31 protein-coding genes are annotated in these 26,376 nt (G+C 64.2%); 16 read left to right on the forward strand and 15 right to left on the reverse strand.

Annotated features, from left to right (window positions below):
• Positions 1-128 precede the first annotated feature (128 nt).
• From ACY9XZ_RS03105 to ACY9XZ_RS03135, 7 genes are all read right to left on the reverse strand, one after another.
• A complete protein-coding gene (locus ACY9XZ_RS03105; protein ID WP_463455611.1) occupies positions 129-359 on the reverse strand; it encodes a hypothetical protein in 231 nt (76 codons plus the stop codon).
• 87 nt (positions 360-446) lie between these two features.
• Entirely contained in the window at positions 447-1,208 is a 762-nt protein-coding gene (locus ACY9XZ_RS03110; RefSeq protein ID WP_463455612.1) for a hypothetical protein, read from the reverse strand.
• Between the two features lie 49 nt (positions 1,209-1,257).
• Positions 1,258-1,791, reverse strand: coding sequence for a DUF5815 family protein (locus ACY9XZ_RS03115; protein ID WP_463455613.1), 534 nt, complete (start codon positions 1,789-1,791; stop codon positions 1,258-1,260).
• A 121-nt stretch (positions 1,792-1,912) separates the two neighbouring features.
• Entirely contained in the window at positions 1,913-2,761 is an 849-nt protein-coding gene (locus ACY9XZ_RS03120; RefSeq protein WP_463455614.1) for a hypothetical protein, read from the reverse strand.
• Between the two features lie 74 nt (positions 2,762-2,835).
• Positions 2,836-3,252 carry a DUF7124 domain-containing protein gene (locus ACY9XZ_RS03125; protein WP_463455615.1) on the reverse strand — a complete coding sequence of 139 codons (417 nt, stop codon included), beginning with the start codon at positions 3,250-3,252 and terminating at the stop codon, positions 2,836-2,838.
• A gap of 52 nt (positions 3,253-3,304) precedes the next feature.
• Complete coding sequence (locus tag ACY9XZ_RS03130; RefSeq protein ID WP_463455616.1) at positions 3,305-3,526, reverse strand: hypothetical protein; 222 nt, start codon at positions 3,524-3,526, stop codon at positions 3,305-3,307.
• Between the two features lie 48 nt (positions 3,527-3,574).
• Complete coding sequence (locus ACY9XZ_RS03135; protein WP_463455617.1) at positions 3,575-4,825, reverse strand: NAD(P)/FAD-dependent oxidoreductase; 1,251 nt, start codon at positions 4,823-4,825, stop codon at positions 3,575-3,577.
• 131 nt (positions 4,826-4,956) lie between these two features.
• Here ACY9XZ_RS03135 and ACY9XZ_RS03140 point away from each other — a divergent pair, with 131 nt between their 5' ends.
• The gene (locus ACY9XZ_RS03140) at positions 4,957-5,565 is read left to right on the forward strand and encodes a DUF6149 family protein (protein WP_463455618.1); all 609 of its coding nucleotides are present in this window, start codon (positions 4,957-4,959) and stop codon (positions 5,563-5,565) included.
• Positions 5,566-5,604: 39 nt separating this feature from the next.
• Here ACY9XZ_RS03140 and ACY9XZ_RS03145 read toward each other — a convergent pair whose 3' ends face one another.
• Together ACY9XZ_RS03145 and ACY9XZ_RS03150 are read right to left on the reverse strand one after the other, a co-directional pair.
• A complete protein-coding gene (locus tag ACY9XZ_RS03145) occupies positions 5,605-6,963 on the reverse strand; it encodes an NAD(P)/FAD-dependent oxidoreductase (RefSeq protein ID WP_463455619.1) in 1,359 nt (452 codons plus the stop codon).
• Between the two features lie 11 nt (positions 6,964-6,974).
• A complete protein-coding gene (locus ACY9XZ_RS03150; RefSeq protein ID WP_463455620.1) occupies positions 6,975-9,203 on the reverse strand; it encodes a histidine kinase N-terminal 7TM domain-containing protein in 2,229 nt (742 codons plus the stop codon).
• Between the two features lie 123 nt (positions 9,204-9,326).
• Between ACY9XZ_RS03150 and ACY9XZ_RS03155 the strand changes: the two genes are divergently transcribed.
• Positions 9,327-10,202: a homoserine kinase gene (locus ACY9XZ_RS03155; RefSeq protein ID WP_463455621.1), complete on the forward strand. Its 876-nt coding sequence runs from the start codon at positions 9,327-9,329 to the stop codon at positions 10,200-10,202.
• 63 nt (positions 10,203-10,265) lie between these two features.
• Here the strand turns inward: ACY9XZ_RS03155 and ACY9XZ_RS03160 are convergent, their stop codons facing one another.
• Entirely contained in the window at positions 10,266-10,718 is a 453-nt protein-coding gene (locus ACY9XZ_RS03160) for a peroxiredoxin (protein ID WP_463455622.1), read from the reverse strand.
• 105 nt (positions 10,719-10,823) lie between these two features.
• Between ACY9XZ_RS03160 and ACY9XZ_RS03165 the strand changes: the two genes are divergently transcribed.
• The 9 genes from ACY9XZ_RS03165 to ACY9XZ_RS03205 all read left to right on the forward strand — a co-directional run bounded on the left by ACY9XZ_RS03165 (position 10,824) and on the right by ACY9XZ_RS03205 (position 18,361).
• Entirely contained in the window at positions 10,824-11,474 is a 651-nt protein-coding gene (locus tag ACY9XZ_RS03165) for an adenylate kinase (RefSeq protein WP_463455623.1), read from the forward strand.
• A gap of 87 nt (positions 11,475-11,561) precedes the next feature.
• Positions 11,562-12,452: a DUF106 domain-containing protein gene (locus ACY9XZ_RS03170; protein ID WP_463455624.1), complete on the forward strand. Its 891-nt coding sequence runs from the start codon at positions 11,562-11,564 to the stop codon at positions 12,450-12,452.
• 45 nt (positions 12,453-12,497) lie between these two features.
• Positions 12,498-13,076: a (d)CMP kinase gene (gene cmk, locus ACY9XZ_RS03175; RefSeq protein WP_463455625.1), complete on the forward strand. Its 579-nt coding sequence runs from the start codon at positions 12,498-12,500 to the stop codon at positions 13,074-13,076.
• A 4-nt stretch (positions 13,077-13,080) separates the two neighbouring features.
• Entirely contained in the window at positions 13,081-13,971 is an 891-nt protein-coding gene (locus tag ACY9XZ_RS03180) for an RNA-guided pseudouridylation complex pseudouridine synthase subunit Cbf5 (RefSeq protein ID WP_463455626.1), read from the forward strand.
• Positions 13,972-14,037: 66 nt separating this feature from the next.
• Positions 14,038-14,658: a hypothetical protein gene (locus ACY9XZ_RS03185; protein WP_463455627.1), complete on the forward strand. Its 621-nt coding sequence runs from the start codon at positions 14,038-14,040 to the stop codon at positions 14,656-14,658.
• A 44-nt stretch (positions 14,659-14,702) separates the two neighbouring features.
• Complete coding sequence (locus ACY9XZ_RS03190; RefSeq protein WP_463455628.1) at positions 14,703-14,894, forward strand: DUF1328 family protein; 192 nt, start codon at positions 14,703-14,705, stop codon at positions 14,892-14,894.
• 75 nt (positions 14,895-14,969) lie between these two features.
• Positions 14,970-15,650 carry a nucleotide exchange factor GrpE gene (locus ACY9XZ_RS03195; protein WP_463455629.1) on the forward strand — a complete coding sequence of 227 codons (681 nt, stop codon included), beginning with the start codon at positions 14,970-14,972 and terminating at the stop codon, positions 15,648-15,650.
• A 165-nt stretch (positions 15,651-15,815) separates the two neighbouring features.
• Positions 15,816-17,723: a molecular chaperone DnaK gene (gene dnaK, locus ACY9XZ_RS03200; protein WP_463455630.1), complete on the forward strand. Its 1,908-nt coding sequence runs from the start codon at positions 15,816-15,818 to the stop codon at positions 17,721-17,723.
• Between the two features lie 320 nt (positions 17,724-18,043).
• On the forward strand, positions 18,044-18,361 hold the full coding sequence (locus ACY9XZ_RS03205) for a DUF7344 domain-containing protein (RefSeq protein ID WP_463455631.1): 318 nt from the start codon (positions 18,044-18,046) through the stop codon (positions 18,359-18,361).
• A gap of 31 nt (positions 18,362-18,392) precedes the next feature.
• Here the strand turns inward: ACY9XZ_RS03205 and ACY9XZ_RS03210 are convergent, their stop codons facing one another.
• Positions 18,393-19,202 (reverse strand): TrmB family transcriptional regulator, encoded by an 810-nt coding sequence (locus tag ACY9XZ_RS03210; RefSeq protein WP_463455632.1) that lies wholly within the window; start codon positions 19,200-19,202, stop codon positions 18,393-18,395.
• A 632-nt stretch (positions 19,203-19,834) separates the two neighbouring features.
• Between ACY9XZ_RS03210 and ACY9XZ_RS03215 the strand changes: the two genes are divergently transcribed.
• Positions 19,835-20,143: a HalOD1 output domain-containing protein gene (locus ACY9XZ_RS03215; RefSeq protein ID WP_463455633.1), complete on the forward strand. Its 309-nt coding sequence runs from the start codon at positions 19,835-19,837 to the stop codon at positions 20,141-20,143.
• An 83-nt stretch (positions 20,144-20,226) separates the two neighbouring features.
• Here the strand turns inward: ACY9XZ_RS03215 and ACY9XZ_RS03220 are convergent, their stop codons facing one another.
• On the reverse strand, positions 20,227-20,745 hold the full coding sequence (locus ACY9XZ_RS03220) for a hypothetical protein (RefSeq protein ID WP_463455634.1): 519 nt from the start codon (positions 20,743-20,745) through the stop codon (positions 20,227-20,229).
• A 525-nt stretch (positions 20,746-21,270) separates the two neighbouring features.
• Here ACY9XZ_RS03220 and dnaJ point away from each other — a divergent pair.
• A complete protein-coding gene (gene dnaJ / locus ACY9XZ_RS03225; protein WP_463455635.1) occupies positions 21,271-22,422 on the forward strand; it encodes a molecular chaperone DnaJ in 1,152 nt (383 codons plus the stop codon).
• A 76-nt stretch (positions 22,423-22,498) separates the two neighbouring features.
• Here dnaJ and ACY9XZ_RS03230 read toward each other — a convergent pair whose 3' ends face one another.
• On the reverse strand, positions 22,499-22,804 hold the full coding sequence (locus ACY9XZ_RS03230; RefSeq protein ID WP_463455636.1) for a MazG-like family protein: 306 nt from the start codon (positions 22,802-22,804) through the stop codon (positions 22,499-22,501).
• A gap of 78 nt (positions 22,805-22,882) precedes the next feature.
• Here ACY9XZ_RS03230 and ACY9XZ_RS03235 point away from each other — a divergent pair, with 78 nt between their 5' ends.
• Together ACY9XZ_RS03235 and ACY9XZ_RS03240 are read left to right on the forward strand one after the other, a co-directional pair.
• Entirely contained in the window at positions 22,883-23,635 is a 753-nt protein-coding gene (locus ACY9XZ_RS03235) for a hypothetical protein (protein ID WP_463455985.1), read from the forward strand.
• 110 nt (positions 23,636-23,745) lie between these two features.
• Positions 23,746-23,931, forward strand: a complete 186-nt coding sequence (locus ACY9XZ_RS03240; RefSeq protein WP_463455637.1) for a DUF7333 family protein — start codon at positions 23,746-23,748, stop codon at positions 23,929-23,931.
• A 281-nt stretch (positions 23,932-24,212) separates the two neighbouring features.
• Here ACY9XZ_RS03240 and ACY9XZ_RS03245 read toward each other — a convergent pair whose 3' ends face one another.
• Entirely contained in the window at positions 24,213-24,962 is a 750-nt protein-coding gene (locus ACY9XZ_RS03245) for a hypothetical protein (protein ID WP_463455638.1), read from the reverse strand.
• Positions 24,963-25,090: 128 nt separating this feature from the next.
• On the opposite strand from ACY9XZ_RS03245, the gene ACY9XZ_RS03250 reads away from it, so the two are divergent.
• Complete coding sequence (locus tag ACY9XZ_RS03250) at positions 25,091-25,750, forward strand: halocyanin domain-containing protein (RefSeq protein ID WP_463455639.1); 660 nt, start codon at positions 25,091-25,093, stop codon at positions 25,748-25,750.
• A 15-nt stretch (positions 25,751-25,765) separates the two neighbouring features.
• On the opposite strand, the gene ACY9XZ_RS03255 is transcribed toward ACY9XZ_RS03250, so the two are convergent.
• A complete protein-coding gene (locus ACY9XZ_RS03255; RefSeq protein WP_463455640.1) occupies positions 25,766-26,296 on the reverse strand; it encodes a type II toxin-antitoxin system RatA family toxin in 531 nt (176 codons plus the stop codon).
• Positions 26,297-26,376 lie beyond the last annotated feature (80 nt).

Below are 26,376 nucleotides of genomic sequence, written 5' to 3' on the forward strand. Positions count from 1 at the left end.
AAGCCCGGCGAAAGGATGCGAAGCTCGAAGCCTAATTTCGAATATCGTAATGCCAGGGCGTCACACGGTGGGGTGTCTCATCCGACGGCCCAGAGGTAGTATTCAGACGGCGGCGGTGCTGAGAACGGTCAGCCGTCGCGGTCGGGAATGCGATATCGGTAGGGCTGGCCCTGAATGACCTCGACCTCGCCGGACTGGGCGCGTCGACCGAGGACAGTCGCTATCCGGTGGGCACTCCCGAACGCCTCGTCGTGCTCTTCGAGCAGGTCACAGATCTCACGGGCTGTCAGTGTGCCGTCGGCGTCGGCTTCTTCGAGCACCGTCAGGATGCGCTCGAACTCCCCCTCACGCATAGCCATACACAGGTACAACACCGCTTCCACCATATAACACCGTCAGACAGCAGTCAGACGGCTGATTTCGGGAAACCAACGGACGGCGTCGTGTCAGTGGCTGTCGGACGGTTCGGGGCTACTGTCTGTCGCGTTCGGCCAGCGCTGTGTCACCCACGCCGGCCGGGAGACGGTCGTGTCGCCGATTGCGGAGTACCGGATTTCGTAGCTGACCAGGGCGTTTCTGGAGCGGTCCCAGTACGAAACGGTGAGCGACTGGACGAGGCCGTCCGGCCGGACGTCCGCCCGAACGCTGTAATTGTCGGCCGGTTCGAACGCCGGCGGCGGGTCCGTCGCCGTGAGCGTCACGCTACAGGTGTCACAGTCGTCTCGCGGGCGCTCGACGCTGACGTTCGTTGCGAGGTAAGCTTCGATGAGTCGAGCGGGGTCCGGGTCGAGCTGGTCGCCGACCGGAGCCGGCCGCCTCGTCGCGGCCCAGGCCCCCTCTGCCCGCTCGTCGTAGATGTACCGACGGTCCCCGTCGGCGTACACCCGCTTGGTGTAGTTCTGGTCGACGATTTCGGTCCGGTACTGGTAGTGATACCTGTCTTCGACGACGAGCGAGACGATCTGCGTGCCCCATTCCAGCGACAGGCGCATCCCGAGCACGTACGAGCGGTTCCGCGTCGCACGCTGGTGTGCCGCCGCGAGTCGCCTGGCGTCGACACCGTCTGCAGTGATGGCCGTTTCGACCGGGCCATCCTGGGACTGCTCGGGGACCGGAACCGGTGTCACTGTCTGTCGTTCCGCCCCGCCGAAGGCTCCACAGCCAGCAAAAACTACGAGCAGCACCACGACCGCCACGCGCACCGCCATACGTGGATGTACGGGCCAGACCCACTAAGTACTCAGGTCCCGGTCCGCGTCAGATAGCGGTGTCCGAGCGGCCGTCGAAGTTCCGCTCGTCGCGGTACTGCTCGACGAACGCGTCGACGTCGAACTGGAGCATCTGCTCTTCGAACTCGGCCATCACGTCGTCGTCCTCGGCGTGGCTGATGGCGTGTTCCATCAGTTCCACGAGCAGTTCGACGACGATCTCGTGGAGGCGGCGGGAGTCGAAGTCGCTCACCCACGCCAGCGAGAAGCCGACCGACCCGTCCTCGCTGGTGTCGGCGGCGACGACCTTCTCCGGGAACTCCTCCATGACGACGCCCATCAGATGGACGGTAGTGAACTCGTCATAGTCGTCGTTGGTCTCGATGGTCGCGTGCAGCACCTCGGTGAGAAACTCCGGAACGAAGCGCGCCAGCGGGTGCGGATCCAGCACGACGGCGTGTGTCTTCCCGCAGTCGCACGCGAACTCCCGCATGCCCAGATGGAGGTCATGCGTGTCGACGCGTTCGCCACAGGGCAGTTCGAGTTCGGACTCGCGCCCGCCGGGCACGCGCGGTTCAGCCATTTGCTGTCTGTAGGAGTATCGCGTGGTTAAACGCCGCGGTCTCGTGGCGTGGGCCTGCAAGCGGACAGCGGCGACTGTCGCGGTGGGGTCGACTAGTCGTCGAAACTCGACCCTCTCCCGCTCACAGTCGGGCCTGGTCTTGCTCGTCCCGCACCTGCAGGTACGCGTCCGTAATCACTGCGAGGCTGAACGCCTGCACTGGCGCATTGAGCACCATCGACGCGACCTGCAGGATCGACTGGGACGGTAGATCGAACGACCCGGGAAGGATCGCTGAGATGACCGACGCCGTCGAGGGAATGCCCGGGATGATGCCGAGAAGGAACAGGATGAACAGGAGCACGATGATCTGGGCCGGGGCGTCCATGAACCGCGCGACGCAGTGTTTGAGCGTCTCGACGTAGCCGCCGTCGTACAGCGCAATCGACTGCAGCAGGTAGACGAAGACGAGTCCGACAATCAGGGAGAGGAGGCCACTGAGGAGGCCAGCCAGTCCCCCCAGTAGCGGTTGCCCGCTGACGTTCAGCGCGGTCGAGCTCATCGAAGCCGCGAACGTGAGGACCGCGACGCCACCACCGAGGACGACGGCCATAACGGCTCTTTCAGACGTATTGTCCTCCCTGATCTCCTGTGGCTCCGCGAACAGCCTAATCCCCCAGAACTTGATGAGCTGGCCGACGACCAGAAACAGGAGTACCATCACGACGGCGACTGGCAGCGCAACGTCAAGGCTGAACGGACCAGTGAAATCCGCCACCGAGAACCCCGGTGTACCCGCTCCGCCGGCTCCGCCTGGCCCGCCGGGGCCGCCAATGTCCATCACTTCGTCGAACAGCGCCTGTGTGAACGTGGAACTCGCGACAGTGTTCCCGAGGTTGAACAGGAGGAAGACGCCGGTAATCAGGAGTCCGTCCTCGCTGAGAAGGGTATCGATACCGCTACGCAGGGCGTCGCCGATCTGGAGGGCCATATCTTCAGTCGCTCTCCGGGAAAATATAAAACTAGTCGAATCGTATGCTCAAGCCGACAGCGGGGCTGTGCCGCCTACGGCCAGTCGTCGCGCTCCTCGTCCTCGTCGGTTGTGGCGTCCGGCGTCTCCGGTTCACCCAGCTCCCAGTCGGCTGCCTCCGCAGCCTGCGTGACAGGGAGATACTCCCAGCCCGCCGTCTCGGCGAGGGCGGCGTCCTCGTCGTTCGCGCCGACGAAGACGTGCCGGTCAGTGTCGAACTGCTCTTTGACGTTTTCGAGGCTCTCCTCCCGGCCCCGCGGCCCCGAGAAGAAGTCCTGTCTGATCCGGTGTTTCCGGGTGAAGTTGGTCACGACGTAGGTGGGCTGTTCGGAGATGACGCCGACGTACTCGGACCACTGGCGCGCGTCGTTGAACACGCTGTCCGGGTAGGCCAGTTGCTTGAGGGCGTCGAGGTCGAACGCGAGGGTCATATCGCCGCTGCCGCCATCCATACGCGACTCTCCGCTTTAGGCCGAAAAAAGAGCGTCGTTCTCCCGCTGGCAGCTATCGGTGCCGGTCCTGCTCGGCGAGCCGGTTCGCCTCCGCCTGTAGTTCGGCCATCTCGCTGGCAGCCTGTGGGTCGCCCTGCCCGTGTCCGTGATTGACCGACGCATCGAGCAGCGAACCGGCGAAGCCGTTGCCGTCGTCGTCTGCTGTGTCCGCATCGTCCGACTGGCTATCGCCGCCGGTGAGCCAGGCAACGACGCGGGAGAGGGCATCACGCATACGAGCCGCTACGTCCGCAGCGCCTAAAAATATCCGTGTCGGCGGGTCTTATTCGGCCGGCGCGGGCGTCTGTGCCTTCACTTCTTCGAGGTCCACTTCCTTCTCAAGCAGCAGTTCCTTCTTCGCTGCGACCTGGCGCTCCTCGCGGATGAGCTGCTTGAACGCCGACTGCTGCGAGAGGTCGCCGATCAGCACGCCGCCGATGAGCTGGCCATCCTCGAAGGCGAGGCGACGCCACTCGCTGTCGGAGTACTTCCGTTCGGCCTCGTCGTCGCCGCGAGTCGGGTGCCCGAAGGAGAGGAACGGGAAGTCAAAGTGCGTGATGGAGTACGAGGAGACCCAGCGGAACTCCTTCTCCTCGGCGTCCGCGACCATGTTCGTTCCGGCGACCGACCCCTGTTCCTTGGCCGAGCCCCACGCGCCGTTTTGCGCCTGGGAGTCGAGGATCGTGTCGTAGAACTGGGTGAGGTCGCCCGCGGCGTAGATGTCCTCGACGTTGGTCTGCATGTACTCGTCGACGACGACGCCGTCGTCGAGTTCGATCCCGGTCCCGTTGAGGAACTCTGTGTTGAAGTTCAGGCCGATAGCGACGCCGGCCCACTCGCCGTCGTAGTGGTTGCCGTCGGGGTCGACCGCGCCCGTGACGTGGCCGTCGTCGTCGACTTCGAAGTGGTCGACGCCGGACTCGAAGACGGGTTCGACGCCGTTCTCTTCGAGCGCCTCGTGGATGATTTCGGCGCCGTCCTCCGAGAGCGCGTAGCGCCACCAGCGGTTGCCACGCATCAGGTACTTCGCGTCGATTTCCTGTGCGGCACACACGGCGGCGAGGTCGATGCCGAGCAGTCCCGCCCCGACGATGATGCCCTGATCGGCCTCGTCGGCGTGCTCGCGGATGCCGCGCGCGTCCTGGAACGTCCAGAAGTGGTGGATACCGTCGGCGTCGCTGTTCTCGACCGGGAGCTGTGCCGGGGTCCCGCCCGTCGCCACCAGCAGCTTGTCGTACTCGTAGGTGTCGCCCTCGTGAGTCTGGATCTCGTGGGCGTCGGGGTCGATGTCCGTCACGTGGGTGTTCAGCTGGAGGTCGATGTCACGCTCGTCGTACCATTCCGGCTCGTGGATCGAGATCGGCGCTTCCGGCAGCTTCCCCTTGGCGAACTCCTTGATGAGGATCCGGTTGTACAGTGCCTCCCCCTCGTCGGTCAGGACTGTGACCGACGCGTCCGGGTCCGCTTCCCGAATTGTCTCGGCTGCGGACGCACCCGCGATGCCGTCACCGATGATTACGTGCGACGTGCTCATGTACGGCCGATACGAAATCGGGCTTAATGTGGATTGCTATCTGCGTATCGTTTGCGATAGCGCGCGTAACACCGTAGCAGACGCCGATAGTCGGGGATTTGAAGGCGCTGGGGCCCGTATCCGTAATCGAAATGAAAATCTACCAGAACCCGCGCCACTGGGCGAGCAAGAAGGCGCTGACTACACCCGGCGTCCGGTCGGTGGCCAACTACGGGCTGGTGAAACTCCACACCAAGATCTTCCTCGGGAAGGCCGACGAGGCCCACCGGGAGGAGCGCCGTGACCACCTCGATGACTTCTTCGACGCCACGATGGACACCTACGTGGCCGCGCTGCAGGCAGATTACTCAGAGGCCGAAGCCCGGGAGATTACCCACATCCAGGCGAACTTCGACTTCTACAACCACGGCTGGACGGAGATGATGGAGTTCCCGGCCGACGAACTCGAAGCCCACTACGAGCGGTACGCGGACTTTTTCGACGCGCACGGCATCACCATCGACGACCCGCTCGGGACGTTCCGCCCGGCCGGCGGTATCGCCGACGCGCCGTCGACACCGGAGAAGCTGGACGAGCCGGAACACCCCCACGCAGTCGGTGGCTTCGCCGACGATGTGTACGTCGAAACCGAGGACGGCGAGATGGTTGTCGGCGGCGGCCGTGAGGAACCGGACGACGTGAGCCCGACTGACGCGCCGGTCGTCGACGAGGACGACGTCGAAGGCGCGGCCGGCGACTGAACCGAGCGGCGGTTGCAGGGTTTCTTCGGCAGGACGCTCTCAGCGCTGGGCTTTCGAAAGCGGCGAATCGTCGTCCGTCGCCGCTGTCGGTCCGCTTGCGATGCGGTCGGCGCACTCGAAGCCCGCGACGATGCCGCCGTTGAGCGAACGCTCCGGGTACTGGGCGCGCGAGGCCATCCCGGCGTAGTAGAGGCCGTCCGCGACGGCGTCGCCCAGGTCGTAGGGAATGACCATGTCCAGATAGCCACGCTCGTAGACCGGCGCTGTCCGAGGATTGCGACCCGTCCGGATCCAGTTGACGGCGTCGCGGTCGAACTCGGGAAAGAGGGATTCGATCCCCTCCAGCCACGTCTCGGCGACCTCGTCGTCGCTCTGTTGCCAGACGGCTTCGGACTCGTCCTGAATGTATCGCGCGACGTACAGCAGATGCTCCCCGCCGTAGCGCTCGGCGGAGACGAAGTTCGTGTGTTCGATGAGCGCGCCGAAGGGGGCCTCGTCGGCGATGTTCAGCCAGTACGTATCCAGCAGTGGCTTCTCCATGCTGATGACCGAACACACCGTGCCCTGGAAATCGATGTCGCAGGTGTAGCCGGTCAGTTCCTCCAGGACGTTGGGCATCGTCGCGACGACGACGCCGTCGACCTCGTGGACCGTCGTCCCGGTACCGTCCGTGGCCGTCAGCGACGAGACGGTCCCGCCGCTCGTGTCGAGGTCGGTCACGCGCGTACCCGTGGAGATATTGTCACGGCCCACGGCGTCGACCAGCGCGTCGAGCAGTCGGCCGAAGCCGCCGTCAAAGTAGCCCAGGATCTCGCCGTTCAGGATGTCCCGCTCGCCGCGGAACTTGACCCGCCCGAGCAGCCACGCGGCGCTCACGTCGGCTTTCCGGTCGCCGAACTTCGCGTCGAGCAGCGGCTCGAAGAAGTTCTCGTAGACGCCCCGGCTGGTGTGCTCGACGACGAACTCCTCGATGGGAACGTCCTCGAAGTCCTCCAGGCGTTCGTAGGTGTCGAACTTCGGGACGCCGCCCCGAACGTCGATGTCGAGGACGAGCATCCCCAGCCGGAACGTGTCGTACAGCGAGAGATGCGGATACGAGAGGATCTCCCAGGGCTTGTCCATGGGATGGACGACGCCGTCGACGTAGTAGGCGTTCTCCCCGATGTGCCACTCGACCGCGTCACCGAGGCCCAGTTCCTCGGCGAGTTCGACGATAGTCTCCTCGGATTTCGAGAGGTGGTGGTAGAACTTCTCGATGGGATCACCGGCCGTCTCGTAGGTCGCTGCCAGGCCGCCGAGGTCCTCGCTCGCCTCGAAGACACGGACCTCGTGGCCGCGTTGCTGGAGCCGGTACGCTGCCGAGAGACCGGCGATACCGCCACCGACGACGCCAATCATACCCCGACCTATCAGCGGTTGTGGGATTTAGTTTGCGCTTCGGTCGCCGCCGTCGCGCTGTCGTTACACCGGGGGCCGTCGTCCGCCTCGCCGTCCGTCAGCGCCTGCTGGAATTCCAGGACAGCGACCGTCCCGGTGGGGTGGTTGTCTTCGAACCAGAGCGTCCCGCCGTACAGTTCCATCATGACCGAGACGAAGTACAGGCCGAACCCGCCGGCGGTCTGGTCGGGCGAGAGCCCGCGCTCGAACACCGTCGTCTTCAGTTCGTCGCTCATCCCCGGGCCGTCGTCGGCGATACGGACCTGCAGCCAGTCGCTGGCCTGCTGCACCGATACGGTCACCGTCGGGGAGTCGGTGTCGTTGTGCTCGACCGCGTTCCGGAGGATGCTCAGGAGGACCTCTTCGAGCAGTTCGTTCGCCTGGACGCTGTACTCGCCGTCCAGTTCGCAGGAAACCGACACCGAGTCGTAGTCGCCCCGGAGTGACTCGATTGCGCGACGGAGCGTCGCGTTGAGGTCGACGGCGTCCAACCGCTCGGCTTCGCTCGCTGTCACCGTGTTGTTGATGTTCCTGATCGTTTCGCTCATCTCCGTGAGCTTCCCACACCAGTCGCTGATGCTGTCGAGATGCCGCTGTTTCGGCGGCGGCACGTCGTCCCTGATGTGTTCCGCGCGGCCGCGGATGACGACCATCGCGTTGTGCAGCGAGTGCCTGAGGACGCCGTTGAAGAACTCGATCTGCTCGCGGCGTCGCTGGACCGAACTCCGACTCTGACGGAGTTCGCGCTCGCGTTCGACCTGGTCGAGGGCCACCTGTGTCGTCTGTGCGAGAATCGCCGCGTATCGCCTGTCCTCCGTGGCGAAGGTGCTGTCGTATGACGTAATCGCCATCACTCCGTGGGAGCCAAGCGGCAGCATGAGCGCGTTGTCGAGCGGTTCAAGTCCGTCCTGCTCCAGCGAGACAGTCTGTACCTCACCGGTTTCGTACGTCTGCCAGAGTTTGCTTTCGGGTTCGTCCGTCGGCGAACCGTACAGCAGTTCGTCCTCGACGTGTTCGTCAATCGACTCGCTGATTACGGCCGGTTCGAGGACGCTGTCGTCTTCGAGGAACACGCCTGCCGCGTTCTGATCGAGAACGGCCGTCGCGAACTCGACAGCCATCTCCGCGACCGCATCGGCGGTTTCGGCCTCGATGAACTGCTGGGTCGCGGCCTGCAGCGCTTCGAGTCGGTCCTGGCGACGCTGCTGCCCGGTCACGTCCCTGAGAACGACGAGCCGACCGCGTTCCGTCCCAGACTGATCGGTGAGGCTCGTCGTCTGTGGGTTGTAGTACGTGAACGAGTCCCCGAAGGAAAACACCTCGCCGTGCTCGATGTGGGCCGAGAGACCCGGGACGAGGTCATCGAGTGGCTCCCCGTCAGGGTCCGGATGCTCCAACACGGCCGACGCCGCCGCGTTGCAATCGATCACGACACAGTCGTCGTCGAGGGCGATGACCGGGTCGGGAAGGTTGTCGACGAGGGTGTCACCCGACAGCGTCGTCACGGACAGCGACTCGTCTTTGAACAGCACCCAGCCGACGAACAGGACGTTCACCGAGAACGCCATCGGTGTGAAGTCGACGGCCGGGTGCGGCGTGTATCCGAAATCGTACAGCACGGCGACAAGCATCGGAAGGAGGGTTCCGACGATGATTGCCGCAGTCTGCCGTCGATAGATGTTCTGTGACCGAAACAGGAACTCGATCAGGAGCGCATATCCGAGCAGTAACGGGACGTAGGAGACTGCGAGAGTAGTTGTGTAGGCGGCCCCGCGCTGAACGGCGAACAGCGTCGCGCCGTTCTGCGTGATGGGGACGGCCGTTGCCGCAACGAAGCGTCCCTGGCCGACGAGCAGTAACAACACGTCCGCGTTCGCCGCAAGCAAAAGCGGCGCGAGACGCGACGGGCGGAGCCACGAGCGTCGGCCGGTGTAGACAAGCACGAAAACAACCCAGAGCCCGAGTAGCTGCGCCGAAGTAGTTCGTGCCAACACGTACACCGTTTCCGCAACGGACGGACTGGTGGCGATGACCTGCCCGAGAGAGATAGCACACCAACACCCCCCGGCCAGCGCGAGCCAGCCGTACTGACGTGCGCCGGGGGCATCCTGGTGACGGGTGGCGATAACCGCAACTGCAAACGCGACGAGCGCCCCACCCGCGTTCCCGAGGATGGCGACCGTGGCGATGTCGACATCCATATCGATACCTACTCGCAGGTCGTGTTTCCCCGAGTTATGCCTTTGGGCCGCGCTCTCAGTACTGCGAACGGCTCCCAGTGTCGGTTCGCTACCTTTTTGCCTACACTGCTGAAATTCGCAGGCATGCTGACAGTCCGGGCGCCGGCTACCAGTGCGAACCTCGGGAGCGGCTTCGACGTGTTCGGCGTCGCACTGGAGCGTCCGGCCGACGTCGTCCGTCTGGAGAAGGCCGACCGGGTCACCATCGAAGTGACCGGCGCTGGCAGCCAGTACATCCCGGAAGACCCCGACAAGAACACCGTGGGCGCAGTCGCCGACGCGCTCGACGCCCCGGCCCGAATCCAGATCGACAAGGGCGTCCGTCCCGCGTCGGGGCTGGGCTCCTCCGCGGCCAGCGCCGCCGCGGCGGCCGTCGGGCTGAACGAACTGTACGACCGCGGCTACTCCCGCGAGGAACTGGTTCCCATCGCCGCCAAGGGCGAAGCCGTCGTCTCCGGGGACGCCCACGACGACAACGTCGCGCCCTCAATCCTGGGCGGATTCACCATTGCGACCGAGAAGGGCGTCACGCAGGTCGACGCCGACATCCCGCTCGTCGCGTGTCTCCCCGACATCGTCGTGTCCACGCGGGACGCGCGCAACGTCGTCCCCGAGACCGCCCGCGTCGACCAGATGGTAGAGACGGTGGGTAACGCCGCCTCGCTGACGACGGGGATGCACCGCGACGACCCCGAACTCGTCGGCCAGGGGATGCACGACACCGTCGTGACGCCGGCCCGGGCAAAACTCATCGACGGCTACGAAGAGGTCCGCGAAGCCGCCCTGGCGGCCGGTGCGACCGGCGTCACCATCTCCGGGGCCGGCCCGACCGTCATCGCCGCCTGCGCCGAGGCGGACCGCCGGCAGATTGCGAGCACGATGCTCGATGCCTTCGGCGAGCGCGGCGTCGACGCCCGCGTGTACCAGACCCGGATCGGCGGCGGTGCGGAAGTGTTCTAGGCGAGGTGTCTGTGCCGCTGTTTCCGTCGTGTGTCGTGGCGTAGCAATCTACCCGGAGCCCGGCTATCCGCCCTGCACGTACTCGTTGCGAACGTCACGCAGCACTTCCTCGGCGTGGCCCTCGGGGTCTGAGAGATCCGGGTCGTAGACAGACTTCACTTCGCCGTCGGCCAGCACGAACGTCCGGCGGGCCGTCCGGCCGCCGCTCGTGTCTAGGCCGAACGCTTCGGCGACGGTCCCGTCAGGGTCGGCCAGCAGGTCGTACAGTAGGCCTTCCTCCTCTGTGAACTCCTCGTGGGTCGCCACGTCGTCCATCGAGACGCCGTAGACGGTGATACCGCCCTCGCGGAACTGCGGGAGGTGTTCCTGGAAGTCGCGGGCCTCGATGGTACAGCCGCCGGTGAAGTCTTCGGGGTAAAAGTATACGACGGTCGGTTTCTCGAAGTCAGGCGAGACGGTGTCACCGAACTGGTTCTGTGCGCTGACGTCAGGGGCCGGCGCTCCGGGTTCGAGCATTACCCTGTATTGGCTCGGAACGCCTACACGCCTTTGGGTGGCGGCAGGGCGACCCACCGGCAAGATTTGGACAACCATTTAACGGACCCCTTAGAAACCGTCCCTATGTCGAATCCGCGAATCCTGATTCTCGGGCCGCCGGGAGCCGGCAAAGGAACCCAGAGCGCCAACCTCGCCGAAGAGTACGGCGTCGAGCACGTCACGACCGGAGACGCGCTCCGGGCGAACAAGGATATGGACATCAGCGACATGGACACCGAGTACGACACGCCCCGAGAGTACATGGAAGCGGGCGATCTCGTGCCGGACGCGGTCGTCAACGCCATCGTCGACGAGGCGCTCTCGCAGGCCGACGGGTTCGTCCTCGACGGCTATCCGCGCAACCTCGACCAGGCCGAGGAACTGGAAGGGATGACCGACCTCGACGTGATCCTCTCGCTGGATGTCTCCCGCGAAGAACTGGTCGACCGGCTCACGGGCCGGCGGGTCTGTGACGACTGCGGAACGAACTACCACGTCGAGTTCAACCAGCCCGAGGAAGCGGGCGTCTGTGACGAATGTGGCGGGGAACTCATCCAGCGCGACGACGACAACGAAGAATCCGTCCGCAACCGCCTGGACGTGTTCGACGACAACACCGCGCCGGTCATCGACCACTACGAGGACCACGACGGCTTCGTCGCCGTCGATGGCGAGCAGACGCCCGACGAGGTCTGGGCAGATATCCAGGCCGCCGTCGACGAACAGACGACCTGAAACCGGACGGTCCCACCGTTCGAGGGCGATACCGTCGAGACAGTCAGAGTAAAACGTTGATATGCCGTCGCACCTCAAGCACACACAATGGCACGTACCGCGCCGAAGGTAGAACGACTCGCCGAAGACGGCGAGGCAATGACTGACGCGCTCTCGACGGTGCTCGCTGCGGCCGAAGAGAACGGGACCGTCACCTGGAGTGACGTGAGCGACGACCTCACGAGCGGCGAGTGGGGCCGGCTCATCGAGTCCGGCCTGCTCATCGACGCTGACGGCGAGGGGTTCGTCATCGACGACCCCGAGGGCGTCCGCGAAGCGCTCGAAGAGTCGGATGCCGCCCCGAGTGACGATGACGAGGACAGCGGCTGGTCGAAGTGGGACAAGCTCGCCGGCCTCGGGACGCTCGGCCTCTTTGCCGGCTACTCCATGACCTCGGTCCGCGACGTTATCGCGGGCGGGTTCATCGACATCTTCCTCGGGCCGCTCAACGACATGCTGCCGTTCTACGTCGTCATCCTGGTGCTCGCGATCATCACCGGGACCACCTCGACGATTCTGCAGGACAACCTCATGGACATGTCGGGGATGGGCGACCACCAGGAGAAGATGGAGGACCTGAAAGAGCGCCGCAAAGCTGCGAAGGAACGCGACGACCAGGAGGCCCTGGACCGGCTCGAAGAGGAGCAGATGGAGCTGATGACCGACCAGATGGGGATGTTCAAACAGCAGTTCCGCCCGATGGTGTGGATCATGCTGGTCAACATCCCGCTGTTCCTCTGGCTCTACTGGATCGTCTTTGGAGCCGGCGTCGACGCGAGTCCAGTGATTACGCTCCCCATCTTCGGTGAGGTCGAGGCATGGAGCAACGGCATCGCCGGCCCGATCCAGGCGTGGATTGTCTGGTACTTCCTGTGCTCGCTGTCCTTCACCCAGATCATCCGGAAGGCGCTCAACGTCGAGACGACGCCGACCGGGTAGGCGCGAAGAGACAGCCCTTTCTATCGGGGCCTCCCGAACACCTCTATGTTGATTACCGTCTCCGGCCCGGCCGGCAGCGGCAAGAGCACACTTGCCAAGAGCCTGGCCGACGCCCTGAACTACGAACACGTCAGCGGCGGCGACATCTTCCGCTCGCTGGCCGAGGAGCGGGGGATGACACCGCTGGAACTGAACAAGGCCGCCGAGGAGGACGACCAGATCGACCGCGATCTGGATCGCCGGCTCCGGGACATCGCCGCCGAGCGCGACGACCTCGTGTTAGAGTCCCGTCTCGCCGGCTGGATGGCCGGCGAGTACGCCGATATGAAACTGTGGCTGACCGCGCCACTGGACGTGCGTGCCGACCGCATCGCGACGCGGGAGAACAAGCCCTTCGAGCAGGCCAAGACCGAGACGCGGGAGCGCGGCGAGAGCGAGGCCCAGCGCTACAGCGACTACTACGACATCGACTTCGACGACCTCTCTATCTACGACCTGTCGGTCAACACCGCCCGGTGGGACCCACAGGGCGTCCTGAGCGTGACCTTGCACGCCGTCGAATCGTACAGCCCCGACGGCGACGAGGGGCAAGCGCCGGTCGAGAACATCCGGTACGAGTTCTGAGCCGATGACGCTTCGTGCCCCGCCCGACGAACGGGACCTCGATTCGCTCCAGTCCTTCGGCGTCGTCAACCTCGATAAACCGCCGGGCCCCTCGGCCCACCAGGTCGCGGCCTGGATCCGGGACGCCACCGACCAGGAGCGGGTCGCCCACGGTGGGACGCTCGACCCGAAGGTGACCGGCTGTCTGCCCGTGTTGCTCGGCGACGCCGCCCGGATGGCGCAGGTGTTCGACGACGCCGTCAAGGAGTACGTCACCGTGCTGGAACTCCACGACCGGGCCCCGGCCGACATCGCGGATATCGTCGCCGAGTTCGAGACCGAGGTCTACCAGAAGCCGCCCCGGAAGAGCGCAGTCAAGCGCCAACTGCGCGCGCGGCGGATTCACGCACTGGATATCCTCGAACAGGACGAGCGCCGATTGCTCCTACGAGTACAGTGCGCGTCGGGCACGTATATCCGGAAGCTGTGTCACGATATCGGACTGGCGGCGGGTACGGGCGCGCACATGGGTGATCTCCGCCGGACGGCGACCGGGAGCTTCGACGACACCTCGCTGGCGACGATGCACGACCTCGTCGACGCGCTGGCGTTCGCTGAAGAGGGCGAGGAGGCCGAACTGCGCGAGATCATCCAGCCGGCCGAGCGTGCGCTGGTCCACTTGCCGCGGGTCACGATTGCGCCGAACGCCGCCCGCGAGGTCGCCGAGGGCGCGCCGGTGTACGGACCGGGCGTCATCGAGGCCGGGCCCGCCGAAGTCGGCGAAGCGACGCCGGAGATAGATTCCCAGGTCGTCTGTGTCACGCCCGACGGCGCTGCGGTCTGTCTGGGGACGCTCGTCGGCGACCCGGACGCCGACGGCGGCCTCGTCGTCGAACTCGACCGCGTGTTAGTTTGAGTGGGTGCGTCGGTTCTGTCCGTCCCTCGCGGGAAAAGCTAAGTTCGACGCCTGCGTATTGTTAGCATGGACCGCTGGGTCGACCCCGACGAGGCCGACCCGGCGCAGTGGCGTGGAACCGGACCGCACGACGGCCTGCGCCGGGGCGAAGAAACGGTGTCAGTACTCGAACGCGCTCGCCGGACGCCGCTACCGTATCAGTACGAAGTCGACATCCACCACACCGACGGCGTCGCCGAGCAGTTCCGATCCAGCGAGTACGAACACGCCCGTATCGTTTACAATAGCGGCGTGGACACGAATCGGCGGATCAAGCTCCTCGCCCGCGGAGTGCTGTGGGGTGGCGACGAAACACACCAGCGGTTCCAGGCGCAGTACCGCCGACCTCCACCACCCACTGAGACCGTCCCGTTCGGGGAGTACACCGTCTGGACTCGGTATCAGTACGGGACTATCGAGCGGACGGATGATGGGCTGACGTTCACCGCGAGCGAAGTGAACCCGGACGAGACCCTCCGGGAACTCGACTGGGGAGAACTTTTCGACCCCGTTCGGGAACGGCTCGCGGAACTGGAACTGGTTCGGAACCCCCCCTTTGGGAAGTATCGGCTGGAGGAACTCGGTGAGTGGACGGCCTATCGGACGCGATTCCAGTACGATCCGGGCGCGTTCGCCATCGGCCCCTGATTAGGCGACCTATAATAAATCGGGACGGGGCGGTACAAAAAGTCATGAACCACCTACCAACTGCGGTCCCACTCCAGCCCGGCGGCGGGTTCCTCGAACTGGCGCTGCTGTTTCTCGTCCTCGCCGTGGTCGCCGGATTGGCCGGACTCGGGGGCGTGGCGGGGCTCAGCATGCGAATCGCCAAGATACTCGTCGTTGTCTTTCTCGTCCTGATGGTCGTTAGCTTCCTCCTGTAACGCCGGCGTCGGTGGGCAGTGTCACTGCCACACCGTTTCTGAATCCTTTTATCCACGTGACGACTTCTATCGGGTATGACCGAGCAGGACGCAGCCGACGACACGGCCGCGACGGAGGAGTCGACCGCGAGCGAGGCGCAAGCGGACGGCGACGCGGATATCGAGGACGTGCCCGACGGCGTCGACGCCGACGAGGTCGACCTCGGCGAGTTCGAGGTAGACGATGACCTCGTCGACCGAGTCGCCGAATCGGACCCCGAGGACATCGCCCGGGAACTCGCCGCGCTGCGGACGCGTACCGACAGCCTCGAATCGCAGGTCGACCAGCAAGCCGACGACATCGACGAGCTGGAGTCGAAGCTCAAGCGCAAGCAGGCGGAGTTCCAGAACTACAAGAAGCGGATGGACAAGCGCCGCGAACAGGAACAGAAACGCGCCACCGAGGACCTCGTGACGCGCCTGCTCGACGTTCGGGACAATTTAGAGCGCGCGCTCGAACAGGACGAAGATACGGATATCAGAGGCGGCGTCGAGTCCACGCTCCGCCAGCTTGACGACGTACTCGACGCCGAGAACGTCGAGGTCATCGACCCCGAACCGGGCCAGGACGTGGATCCGACACAGCAGCAGGTGCTGGCCCGCGTCGACAGCGACCAGCCCGAAGGGACGATTGCGGATGTCCACCGACCCGGCTACGAGATGGCCGACAAAGTGCTGCGCGAGGCCCAGGTAACTGTCAGCGAAAGCGAGGAGTAACGGGCGGCCCCGGCGGTGTAGCGGTCGTATTGCGGTACATTAAATAATCACCGGTCAGGGAAGGCCGTCGAGTATAAAACCGCCCGGAGGAGGGGTCGTCGGGCGCTTTTCGAATCAGTACATCTAGCAACTTTTAACCGGCCCAATCCGCTATGAGCGGGTAAGATGGCGAGCAACAAGATTCTGGGTATCGACCTCGGGACCACGAACAGCGCGTTCGCGGTCATGGAAGGTGGCGACCCCGAAATCATTGTCAACGGCGAAGGCGAACGGACGACACCCTCTGTCGTCGCGTTCGACGACGGCGAACGACTCGTCGGGAAGCCGGCGAAGAATCAGGCCGTAAAGAACCCCGACCAGACCATCCAGTCGATCAAGCGCCACATGGGCGAAGACGACTACACGGTGGAACTGGACGGGGAGGAGTACACGCCCGAGCAGGTCTCGGCGATGATCCTCCAGAAGATCAAACACGACGCCGAGGAGTACCTCGGCGACGAGATCGAGAAGGCCGTCATTACGGTCCCGGCCTATTTCAACGACCGACAGCGCCAGGCGACCAAGGACGCCGGCGAGATCGCCGGCTTCGAGGTCGAGCGCATCGTCAACGAGCCGACAGCGGCCGCGATGGCCTACGGGCTCGACGACGAGTCCGACCAGACCGTCCTTGTGTACGACCTCGGTGGGGGGACCTTCGACGTGTCCATCCTCGACCTGGGCGGGGGCGTCTACGAAGTCGTCGCGACCAACGGGGACAACGACCTCGGTGGCGACGACTGGGACCACGCCATCATCGACTACCTCGCCGACGAGTTCGAGGCCGAACACGGCATCGACCTCCGTGACGACCGGCAGGCCCTCCAGCGGCTGACCGAGGCCGCAGAGGAAGCCAAGATAGAGCTCTCCTCGCGCAAGGAGACCCGCATCAACCTCCCGTTCATCGCGACCACGGACGACGGTCCGCTGGACCTCGAACAGAAGATCACGCGCGCGAAGTTCGAATCGCTCACCGAGGATCTCATCGAGCGCACCGTCGGCCCGACGGAGCAGGCCCTGTCCGACGCCGACTACGACAAGGGCGACATCGACGAGGTCATCCTCGTCGGCGGTTCGACCAGGATGCCACAGGTCCAGGACAAGGTCCAGGAGATGACCGGGCAGGAGCCGAAAAAGAACGTCAACCCCGACGAGGCCGTCGCGCTGGGCGCGGCTATCCAGGCCGGCGTCCTCTCGGGCGACGTCGACGACATCGTCCTGCTCGATGTGACGCCGCTGTCGCTGGGTGTCGAAGTCAAGGGCGGTCTCTTCGAGCGGCTCATCGAGAAGAACACCACCATCCCGACGGAAGAGTCGAAGATCTTCACCACCGCCCAGGACAACCAGACGCAGGTCCAGATCCGCGTCTTCCAGGGCGAGCGTGAGATCGCCGAGGAGAACGAACTGCTCGGCGCGTTCGCGCTCTCGGGCATCCCGCCGGCCCCCGCGGGCACGCCCCAGATCGAGGTGTCGTTCAACATCGACGAGAACGGCATCGTCAACGTCGAAGCCGAGGACAAGGGCTCGGGCAACAAGGAGGACATCACCATCGAAGGCGGTGCCGGCCTCTCCGACGAGCAGATCGAGGAGATGCAACAGGAGGCCGAACAGCATGCCGAAGAGGACGAGCAGCGCCGCGAGCGCATCGAAGCGCGCAACGAGGCCGAAGCTTCGGTCCGCCGTGCCGAGACCCTGCTTGAGGAGAACGAGGAGGAAATCGACGACGATCTTCAGTCCGACATCGAGGCCAAGATCGAGGACGTCGAGGAAGTCCTCGAAGACGAGGACGCCACGAAGGAAGACTACGAGGAAGTCACCGAGACCCTGAGCGAGGAACTGCAGGAGATCGGCAAGCAGATGTACCAGGAGCAGGCCCAGCAGGCCGCCGGCGGCGCTGCGGGCGCTGGTCCGGGCGGCGCGGCCGGTGCAGGCCCCGGCGGCGCTGCCGGACCTGGCGGCGCAGCAGGCGGCGCGGCCGACCAGGGCGAGGAGTACGTCGACGCCGACTTCGAGGACGTGGACGAAGACGACGAATAATAAGTCGTTCTCAGCAGCCCCTCAGACGCAGTCTGACGACAGCAAGGGCGAGGGCTGACAAGCCGCCTCAGTTCTCAGCTTGGCAGTGTAGATCAGTCAGGGCAGTTTCAAAAAGACAAATAAGCTATATTTTTTCGAAGTGGTCATTATCTGCCATGTGTACAGTAAATGCGTAGCGACAGCCACACTCCGTCGGTCTACCGCTTCTATTCCGTGAATCGAGGATACACAACGCCGGTTTCATTCACCCAGATACTCAAAAGAAGAGAAATAGTGAAAGTCGTGTATATATATCAGATTGCCGAACGTATGACCGCACAGTGAGCAATCAGAACCAGATCCAGCCACAGTGTCTGAATGCCCAACTCGATGCCGTACAACACGAGGACCGCCGAGAAGTGCTGTTCGCGTTGCGGGAGGCAGAGCAGTGGCGACCGGCCGCAATTGACGAGAAGGGAGACGTCATCGGCAAGCCGTCAATTCCGGCCAGCCTGTACCACCAGCATCTTCCGAAACTGGCGGAGATGGGGTTCATCGAATGGGACCGGGAAACCCACTGGGTAACACGCGGTCCGGAGTACGATCGGATCCGGCCGCTACTTGCGTGTCTCTCCGATCATTACGACGAGTGCGAGTGAGAGCGGCGATACTCTCGATCCGCGTTGTTCGCTAGTCCTGTTCTAGTGGCGTCATTTCCACGACGCCCTGCGAGAGGAGGCGGCGCGCGATGACGATGAGCCCGTTTCTGAGTCCGGTCGCAAAGATAGCCTGTTCGTCACTAGTCTGCGGGTCGATTGAGCTGACGAGCATCGCTGACCGGTCGACGAGCAAGAGCCGTCCGACAGCGGCATCCTCCTGCGGTGTCATCTCGCCGCGGAGCCAGTCCAGTTCCGACAGGAACGCGGTCGCGCGTGGGATCTCCCGTTCCACGCGGTCCCGTATCGAAGCGGACCCGCTACCGACGATGAGATCGACGTCCGCGTCGAGCGAATTGAGCTGCTCGATCAGCGGTTCAGTGAGGACTGCTTCGGAACCGATGACGAGTACTACTTCGTCGGCCGTGTCTCCGATGATCGCCGAGGCACGGTTCTCGATGGCATCGGAGCCGGAAAGCGACCAGACCTCCTGTAGTTCGGCCTCGTCGTCGTCGGACTCGATGCTTCCCATCTCTCGCAGTGCGGACTGGAGGCGTTCGACGCGCTCTTCGTACTGAGCGCGGAGCGTTTCGGTGGCCTCGGAGAGCGGAACGGCCCGGAACTGCTGGGGGCTCGAATGCTGGACCTCGACCAGCCCCTTCGCTTCGAGAATCCGAACGGCGTCGTAGACGCGCGTTCTCGGGACCTCCGTCACTTCGCTCAATCCCTTCGCCGTGCCGCTGGACATCCGAGAGAGTCCGACAAAACACTTCGCCTCGTACTCTTTCAAGCCCAACTCCTGGAGTAAACTTACCGCCTCTTCGTGTGTTGCATCAGATGTCATGTGTCCCAACCTTCATCTCGGTGGAAGCCGAGGATATATAGAGGGATGACGCCCACAGGTAAAAGACGTTGTTACTGTCACACTGTCGGTTCTCGTCTCAGTGAGCGGTGTTCGATGAGCGGTTCGTAGCAGATTGTGTCTGAGCGGGCCTCCAGCGGTTGTAATCGACTATCTGTGTGTAAGTTATTTCAACACTACATTTAGGTTTACTCAATTAATCACACAACTGTTATACATGGGTCCTGACTATGAGTAGGTGGCACGCAGCACTCTATGTGTCCCAACCACAACTGCTGCGTGCTACTTTCACAAAACCGCGCCTACAGACGGTAAGCAGCGCGTCTCGACCGTGATATCATCGACGACCATTGCTGTCAAACGCACCACAGTAGTCGTACTACGGAGCGTATTTCGGCCGCGATGTCATTTCTCGGGGTGAACTGTTTACCTGAAAGAACAAGTGTATCGGACAGCTATTGTATCAGCCTGCATTTATAAATCTGTATAGCACTGAGTCGCCTCGAATCCTTCACCGAGATCTACTCGGATGTCAGATAGCCGTTTTGTATATCACAATTCCAACTAATAAATTGACAGTAGAATTAATATGATAGATAGACATATTTTTAGTAATGAGTGGGTCCGACAAGCGGCCCGGCCGGACATCTGACGGCTCAGACATCCTCCACGCGGAGTTCGACTGGAGCGTGGTCTCTCCGTCAGTAGCCGTCGTTCAGACGGTCGCAACCGCGGCCGACCGGGAGGCCATAGAGCTATCGCCGCTCATCGAGACGCTCGATCCGGACGCGCTCGACGAACTGATTGTGCATGCGTCAGGCCCGGACAGCGCCGTATCGCTCTCGTTTCAACTGGGCGATTACGCGGTGACCGTGACCGGAACCGGGGACGTGTATGTCCGCACCAAGCACGTCCATTCGTGACCGCCCACGGGACAGAAGTGCCACCGTCGACAGCCGGCGTCTCCGACCGGAGGCGGTCCGGCGGGACCCTGGCTACCCAATAGTCACCCAGTCTCGTTCCCGAGCGTGACTGTGCCGAGCGTCGTCGTTCGCTCGTCCGGCGCACCGAGTGGGCGTCCTGTCCAGCGAACCGCGACGGTGTCGCCGCTGTCGAGGAAAAAGCCGACTGAGACGTCGCCGTCGAGGTAGTTACCGTCACCGTCCGAATCCACGCGCGGGTCGTCAAGAACGATTGTATCGCCGGACTCGACAGGTAGCTGGTCCGCCTCAGCCCACGTCAGCGTGGTCGAGCGGTTCCGGTCGGCGTCGGTGACGACTAGCTCCAGCGCGTGCGTGCTGGTGTCCGTGAGTCTGTCCCCGCCGGTGTGGGTAAGCGTGACCGCCCCTTCCTCAGCGTCGAACTGGCCGTCGATAGTGACCGACGGGGACTCGGTCCGCAGGTCCGCGCCAGGGCCGACAACGAGGGCGACCAGCCCGACGACGGCCAGCGCCGCGAGCCCCCAGACTGCGACTCGCTCGACCGTGACGAGACCCCGGTGACCACGCGACGACTCAGGACTCATTGCCCGAATCCTCCCCCGGCACGAAAATAAGCGCCCCGGTACGGTCCGAACCTCAGTGTCGAGGTGTTATATCTGGCAGGGCTGGTCAGTGGGACGACAAAGAGCCAGAAAGCCCCGATAGGCTGAACTCGGGGGGCTCGCTGCGCGCTTCACTCACTGCGTTCGCTGCAGTGCTTGCGTCGTCCGCCTTCGTTCAGCCTACCGCCCCTTTCAGTCCCACCCAGCTTGGATTGGCCAACTGGCTACGGGTGGGACTGAAAGGGGCCGCGTTCTCAGCGAACCCTGGCGTCAGCGGCTCTGCCGCGGGTTCGGGAGAGCTCCGCTCTTCCGGTGAAGCAAGCGCGCGCAGCGAGTCGCGGATCGCGAGGGACCGGCGGTCCCTCGTCTTGGCGAGCGGCAGCCGCGAGCCAAAGCTGAGAACGCAGGGGCTTTCTGGTGTTCCAATTTGTAGCAGTACATTCAAACACTACTAGTCGGCAACCCGTTCTTTTGAAGTATCTCAATCGTCTAAGCCTTGTACAACGAATGAGTCAGGATTTCTACGAGATACTGGGTGTCTCTCGGGACGCCTCCGAAGACGAGATCAAGGAGGCCTATCGGGAGAAAGCCCGGGAATACCACCCGGACGTGAGCGACGACCCCGACGCCGAGGAGAAGTTCAAGCAAGCCAAGAAGGCAAAGGAGGTCCTCACCGACGAGGAGAAGCGCCAGATGTACGACCAGATGGGCCACGAGCGTTTCGAGCAGGCCGAGAAGCGCGGCGGCGCCGGTGGTGGCGGCCGCGGCGGCATGGGCGGAGATCCCTTCGGCGGCGGCGCTGGCGGCTTCGATATGCAGGACATCTTCGATCAGTTCTTCGGCGGCGGTGGCCGCGGCGGACGGGGCGGCAGCCGACGGCGACAGGGCCAGGACCTCCAGACGCGGCTGGAGATCGACCTCGAAGAGGCCTACAACGGCGCGACGAAGCAGCTGAACGTCACCCGGCCAGAGGCCTGCGACGACTGTGACGGGGCCGGACATCCGCCGGGGGCCGACTCGGAGACCTGCCCGGAGTGTAACGGACAGGGCCAGACGACGCAGGTCCAGCAGACACCGATGGGACGGGTCCAGCAGACGACGACCTGCCGTCGGTGCGAGGGCGAGGGGACGCTGTACGACGAGACGTGTTCGACCTGTCGGGGCAACGGCGTCGTCCAGAACGACGCGAGCCTCGAAGTCGAGATCCCCGCCGGCATCGCCGACGGGCAGACCCTTCGGATGGAACGCGAGGGCGCGCCCGGCGAGCACGGCGGTCCGAACGGCGACCTGCTGATCCAGGTGAGCGTCCGCGACCACCCCGACTTCGAGCGCGACGGCGACGACCTGCAACACCAGCAGGCCATCTCGTTCCCGCAGGCCGTCTTCGGCGACACCATCACCGTCCCGACCCTGGACGGCGAGGTCGAAGTCGACGTGCCAAGCGGCACCCAGAGCGGCGAGGTGTTCCGCCTGGAAGGCAAGGGGATGCCACGACTCCGCCGCCGCGGCCAGGGTGACCTCTACGTCCAGGTGCAGGTCGTTACACCCGACAGCCTCAACGCCGAGCAGAAGGAAGCCCTCGAACAGTTCGCGGCGGCCGGCGGCGAGGAGGTCGACGTCGAGGAAGGCTTCTTCGAGAAACTGAAGAACTCGCTGTAGTCGGACGGATTACTGGAGAGTAGTTTCGGATACGCCGACCCTGGGGTCGGCGGACACTGGCACATTGCTACACGTCTCAGTCGCCGCTCGCCGGCGTCCCGTTCGTTCCGGACCCGCCTTCGTACTTCGCAAGCGCCGTTGAGAGCGCAGTGTCGGCGTCGACGTCGAGCTGTTCACACAGCGCGAGCAGCGCGAACAGGGCGTCGCCGACCGTTTCCTCCCGTATCGACAGCGCCGTCGAGTCGGTCCCGTACCCGGTCGTCTCGTTGACTTCGGCCGCGATGGCACCGAGCTCAGCAACCACGTCGAGTAATCGATAGGCGGGGGGCGTGTCGATGTCACCGTGTCCGAGCACGTCGGAAACCTGTTGTTGCTGTTTCATTTCTAGAGCGTGGGGGAGGCCACCTACATCGGCTTTGTGGCCGCGCTGTTTTTCATCGGCGGGGCCGAAGGACGGCGCATGCAGGTACTCGGTGACCTCGTCGCGCAGGCACGCGACCGCGACGGCGTTCTCTTTCGTTCGCCGGAGCGGTCGACGCCGTACAGTTACTCCGACTTCGCCACGAACGCCTGGAAAGGCGGGAATCTGCTGCGTCACTACGGCGTCCGGCACGGGACGCGGGTCGCCGTCGTCGTCGGGCCGAAAGAGCCGACCGAGGATGACCGGCCGGGCTACCTCCGGGACGCCCCCGATGCGTTGCTTGCCTTCCTCGCTGCCGCCCTCGACGGCGCGGTCGTGGACATGGACCCGCCGAACGCGGTCGACGCGACGGCGCTTGTCGCGCCGGCGGCGTGGCTCGACCGCTACACGCAGGGGCCGGGAACGAAGGGGCTGGCCTACGGTGGCCCGGTCGAGGACGCCACGGTCGCCCAGTTCGAACGGGAGCTGTGGAGCGAGAACCCGCTGCAGCCCCCGGGCGAAGTTTCGCCCGAGGACGACGTGTTGGCCGCCGACAGAACATACACACACGGCGAACTTATGGCCGAGAGCGGCCGTGTCGTCGCCGACTACGACATCGACGCCGAGACGACCCTCGCCCTTCGGGCACCGATGACGACCGCAGGCGCAGTCGTCGCCGGCCTGCTCGCGCCGATGCGGGCCGGCGCGACTGTGGTGTTGGGCGGCGGGGAGGAGGCGGCTGATATCGCCGTCGCTGATGGGGACGCACTCGAAGAAACAGTGGTTCGGCCGGCCGACGCGACGCCGTCGTAGCGTCATATTAAGCACTCGGTCAGTGTTGGCTGTCCACGAGCACCGTTCAATCAGGCGTACGGTCGATTCGGTTTCTTAAAGAATTTAATTGTCCGGCTACAACAGAGCGTATGGATTTTGACTTCGTGTCCGCGGTAGCCCCACTCGTCGTGATTGTCGCCGTCGCGACGGTCGCACTCACCTCTGTGATGGGTCGCTCGACGGTGTTCATGATGGTGCTGCCCTCGATGATCGTGTTCTCGGTCATCGCGTTCTTCTTCGGAATGAAACACGGTGAGTTCCGCGCCAGTCCGTAGGAGTCCATCTCGGTCCACGAGGTCAACGGTATCAAGGCACCATCAACGTCGTTTGCGTCGATTCCGAGCCCCCTTCTGTGACCGTACACGCTGTGTACTGACTGACTTTTGTCGGTGAAATCGTCTGCGAGATGGGAGGCCGAAACGCACCCTGTTTCCGTCACGAGCGGTCTTGGGGAGTCTCTGGCAGATGACTCAGTGTACTGAGTTCAGTAAGACTTCGTCGAATGCCATACCAGCCGAACACTAGAGCGGGGGTCGTCGAAACGGTGGCTTTGCGGTCACTCGGTCGGGCGGACGAGGTCCGCGAGGGTCACCAGCAGGCCGAGCACCCACCCCAGCGGGATGGAGATGCCGAGCCAGATGATGACGTAGGCGATGCCTTCCCGGTCGAAGTTCTGGATGAAGAACTCCGCGGCACCGACCGACGCCAGCACCTCGTAGAGGAACCACCGGGACAGCGAGTCGCTCGCGGGAATGACGACCGAGGCGACGGTCGTCGAGTACAGCGCTGCGACGACCGGCGGCAGGAAGACGGCCGTCATGGCGAACGGATACGCCAGCGCGACTGTCGTTCCGCGACCGCCGACCCGTCGGAACGTGACGGCGAGCGCGGCCGACAGCGTCGCAACGCCACCGGCGACAGCGACAGCGGTGAACCCGCCCGACACGAGGTCGATGCTGCCCGGTTCGAACCGTGCGAGAGCCGCCAGACCGCCCCAGACGAGGACGGAGAGGAAGACGACACCGACGACGCCCAGTCGCGTCGCCGTGCCGTCGATACGGCGCGTCTGGTACCGCAGGACGACGCCACACAGCACCAGCGGATAGACCAGCGCGATGACCGGGATCCCGAGCGCAGACCAGAGGCGGTAGAGGGCCAATCCGAGCGAGGAGTCCGGTGTCCACGTCCCGAGAACGGTGTCGTTAGCGTTTCGCTGGCGCGGATACACGAGCTCCATCCACGTTTCGTGTAATCTGTTGAGGTCGATACGGATCCCGCCGACGACCCCGTGGCTTCCGGTAGACATACCGGTGGTTTCGGTCTACCGGCGTTAAATGTTTCACGGCACCGGGGGCCAGTGCGCTGTCGCTGCAGGGACGACCGCCGCGATTCGAAACCGACATATTCAGGACGGGGAGTCCCAAACGGTCAGGTATGACAGACGGTAGAGCGGACGTGTCCCGTCGGGGCTTCCTGCGGACGGCGGCGGGAGCCACGGCTGCGTCGGCCGCTGCAGGCACCGCGACCGCACAGGAAGACGGTGAATCGGGCGGGGGCCAGCCGGATTTCGGCGGGTTCCTCGACCAGGTCGGGAACTACGACGGCTCGGTCGCCGACGCGACCGGACAGGACACGGCGACGGTGGAGGTCGGCGTGCAGGCCAACGGCGGGGCCTTCGGCTTCGGCCCGCCCGCGATTCACGTCGATAACGGTGCGACGGTCCAGTTCGAGTGGACCGGCGAAGGCGGCGGCCACAACGTCGTCTCCGACGGCGACGGGCCGCTGGACTCGGGGAGTGCAGTCTCCGAGGCTGGCGTCAACTACGAGTACACCTTCGAGGAGGACGGCATCTACCCCTACGTCTGCGTGCCACACGAGGGGCTCGGAATGAAGGGGGCCGTCGTCGTCGGGACGGACTACCCGACACAGTCCTCTGGCGGTGGCGGCGGTGGCGGCGGCGGAAGCTCCGGCCCGCCGGAGGTGCCAAACAGCGCGAAAACGCTCGGCGTCGCAACCTCGTTCGTGATGGTCGCGACGCTCGGACTCGCGTACTTCTTCATCCGGTACGGCGGCGACTACGAGACGCCCGAGTAGCGGTTCGCCGCCGCGCTACACCGAGTCCGGTCCCGTGTGAATCTCTAGGTCGACGTCCCGTTCCTGCCCTTCGAGGTCTTCGACGACACGTTCGACGATCTTGGTCGCTTCCTTACGGATGAGCGGCTTGACCTTCTCGATCACCCAGTCCATCGACACGAGCCGGGGGAGGTCGATGGCGTTGTCAGACGCCGACCCGGGGTCGAACGCGACGTGAAAGCGTACCCGTGACGCCGTCTCCGTGTCCGACGAAGCGGCGTCCGGGTCGGGCTCGACCGCCCAGTACCCCTCGGCGTCGATGTCTTTGACGATGCGCCAGTCGATGCGCGTCGGCGGCGAGACACCGGTCACCTCCGACCGAGCGGTGTAGGAGAGCTTCCACCACGAGAACACGAGGTCGTAGTTCGTCCCCGGCGAGCCGTCGCCGTCCTGCGTCACCCGGTCGAGATACTCCGAATATCGTGCGTAGCCAGGGAAGTCCAGCAGAAACTCGTAGACCTCTTCGGGTGGGACGTACACGACCGTGCTGACCTCGACTTCGTCCACGTCTGTGACACCGGAGGTCCTGAAGGTAAACTTTCGGGCCTGGCACCCCGTCCTTGACCGCGTTTTTTGCCGAAACATTT

The sequence above is a fragment of the Haloarcula sp. HT12 genome (genome assembly GCF_055271655.1).

Excerpts from the sequence above, each read along its gene's own strand:
- ACY9XZ_RS03105 (WP_463455611.1), bottom strand. The coding sequence starts at position 359 with ATGGCTATGCGTGAGGGGGAGTTCGAGCGCATCCTGACGGTGCTCGAA.
- ACY9XZ_RS03110 (WP_463455612.1), bottom strand. The coding sequence starts at position 1,208 with ATGGCGGTGCGCGTGGCGGTCGTGGTGCTGCTCGTAGTTTTTGCTGGC.
- ACY9XZ_RS03115 (WP_463455613.1), bottom strand. The coding sequence starts at position 1,791 with ATGGCTGAACCGCGCGTGCCCGGCGGGCGCGAGTCCGAACTCGAACTG.
- ACY9XZ_RS03120 (WP_463455614.1), bottom strand. The coding sequence starts at position 2,761 with ATGGCCCTCCAGATCGGCGACGCCCTGCGTAGCGGTATCGATACCCTT.
- ACY9XZ_RS03125 (WP_463455615.1), bottom strand. The coding sequence starts at position 3,252 with ATGGATGGCGGCAGCGGCGATATGACCCTCGCGTTCGACCTCGACGCC.
- ACY9XZ_RS03130 (WP_463455616.1), bottom strand. The coding sequence starts at position 3,526 with ATGCGTGATGCCCTCTCCCGCGTCGTTGCCTGGCTCACCGGCGGCGAT.
- ACY9XZ_RS03135 (WP_463455617.1), bottom strand. The coding sequence starts at position 4,825 with ATGAGCACGTCGCACGTAATCATCGGTGACGGCATCGCGGGTGCGTCC.
- ACY9XZ_RS03140 (WP_463455618.1), top strand. The coding sequence starts at position 4,957 with ATGAAAATCTACCAGAACCCGCGCCACTGGGCGAGCAAGAAGGCGCTG.
- ACY9XZ_RS03145 (WP_463455619.1), bottom strand. The coding sequence starts at position 6,963 with ATGATTGGCGTCGTCGGTGGCGGTATCGCCGGTCTCTCGGCAGCGTAC.
- ACY9XZ_RS03150 (WP_463455620.1), bottom strand. The coding sequence starts at position 9,203 with ATGGATGTCGACATCGCCACGGTCGCCATCCTCGGGAACGCGGGTGGG.
- ACY9XZ_RS03155 (WP_463455621.1), top strand. The coding sequence starts at position 9,327 with ATGCTGACAGTCCGGGCGCCGGCTACCAGTGCGAACCTCGGGAGCGGC.
- ACY9XZ_RS03160 (WP_463455622.1), bottom strand. The coding sequence starts at position 10,718 with ATGCTCGAACCCGGAGCGCCGGCCCCTGACGTCAGCGCACAGAACCAG.
- ACY9XZ_RS03165 (WP_463455623.1), top strand. The coding sequence starts at position 10,824 with ATGTCGAATCCGCGAATCCTGATTCTCGGGCCGCCGGGAGCCGGCAAA.
- ACY9XZ_RS03170 (WP_463455624.1), top strand. The coding sequence starts at position 11,562 with ATGGCACGTACCGCGCCGAAGGTAGAACGACTCGCCGAAGACGGCGAG.
- cmk (WP_463455625.1), top strand. The coding sequence starts at position 12,498 with ATGTTGATTACCGTCTCCGGCCCGGCCGGCAGCGGCAAGAGCACACTT.
- ACY9XZ_RS03180 (WP_463455626.1), top strand. The coding sequence starts at position 13,081 with ATGACGCTTCGTGCCCCGCCCGACGAACGGGACCTCGATTCGCTCCAG.
- ACY9XZ_RS03185 (WP_463455627.1), top strand. The coding sequence starts at position 14,038 with ATGGACCGCTGGGTCGACCCCGACGAGGCCGACCCGGCGCAGTGGCGT.
- ACY9XZ_RS03190 (WP_463455628.1), top strand. The coding sequence starts at position 14,703 with ATGAACCACCTACCAACTGCGGTCCCACTCCAGCCCGGCGGCGGGTTC.
- ACY9XZ_RS03195 (WP_463455629.1), top strand. The coding sequence starts at position 14,970 with ATGACCGAGCAGGACGCAGCCGACGACACGGCCGCGACGGAGGAGTCG.
- dnaK (WP_463455630.1), top strand. The coding sequence starts at position 15,816 with ATGGCGAGCAACAAGATTCTGGGTATCGACCTCGGGACCACGAACAGC.
- ACY9XZ_RS03210 (WP_463455632.1), bottom strand. The coding sequence starts at position 19,202 with ATGACATCTGATGCAACACACGAAGAGGCGGTAAGTTTACTCCAGGAG.
- ACY9XZ_RS03215 (WP_463455633.1), top strand. The coding sequence starts at position 19,835 with ATGAGTGGGTCCGACAAGCGGCCCGGCCGGACATCTGACGGCTCAGAC.
- ACY9XZ_RS03220 (WP_463455634.1), bottom strand. The coding sequence starts at position 20,745 with ATGAGTCCTGAGTCGTCGCGTGGTCACCGGGGTCTCGTCACGGTCGAG.
- dnaJ (WP_463455635.1), top strand. The coding sequence starts at position 21,271 with ATGAGTCAGGATTTCTACGAGATACTGGGTGTCTCTCGGGACGCCTCC.
- ACY9XZ_RS03230 (WP_463455636.1), bottom strand. The coding sequence starts at position 22,804 with ATGAAACAGCAACAACAGGTTTCCGACGTGCTCGGACACGGTGACATC.
- ACY9XZ_RS03235 (WP_463455985.1), top strand. The coding sequence starts at position 22,883 with ATGCAGGTACTCGGTGACCTCGTCGCGCAGGCACGCGACCGCGACGGC.
- ACY9XZ_RS03240 (WP_463455637.1), top strand. The coding sequence starts at position 23,746 with ATGGATTTTGACTTCGTGTCCGCGGTAGCCCCACTCGTCGTGATTGTC.
- ACY9XZ_RS03245 (WP_463455638.1), bottom strand. The coding sequence starts at position 24,962 with ATGTCTACCGGAAGCCACGGGGTCGTCGGCGGGATCCGTATCGACCTC.
- ACY9XZ_RS03250 (WP_463455639.1), top strand. The coding sequence starts at position 25,091 with ATGACAGACGGTAGAGCGGACGTGTCCCGTCGGGGCTTCCTGCGGACG.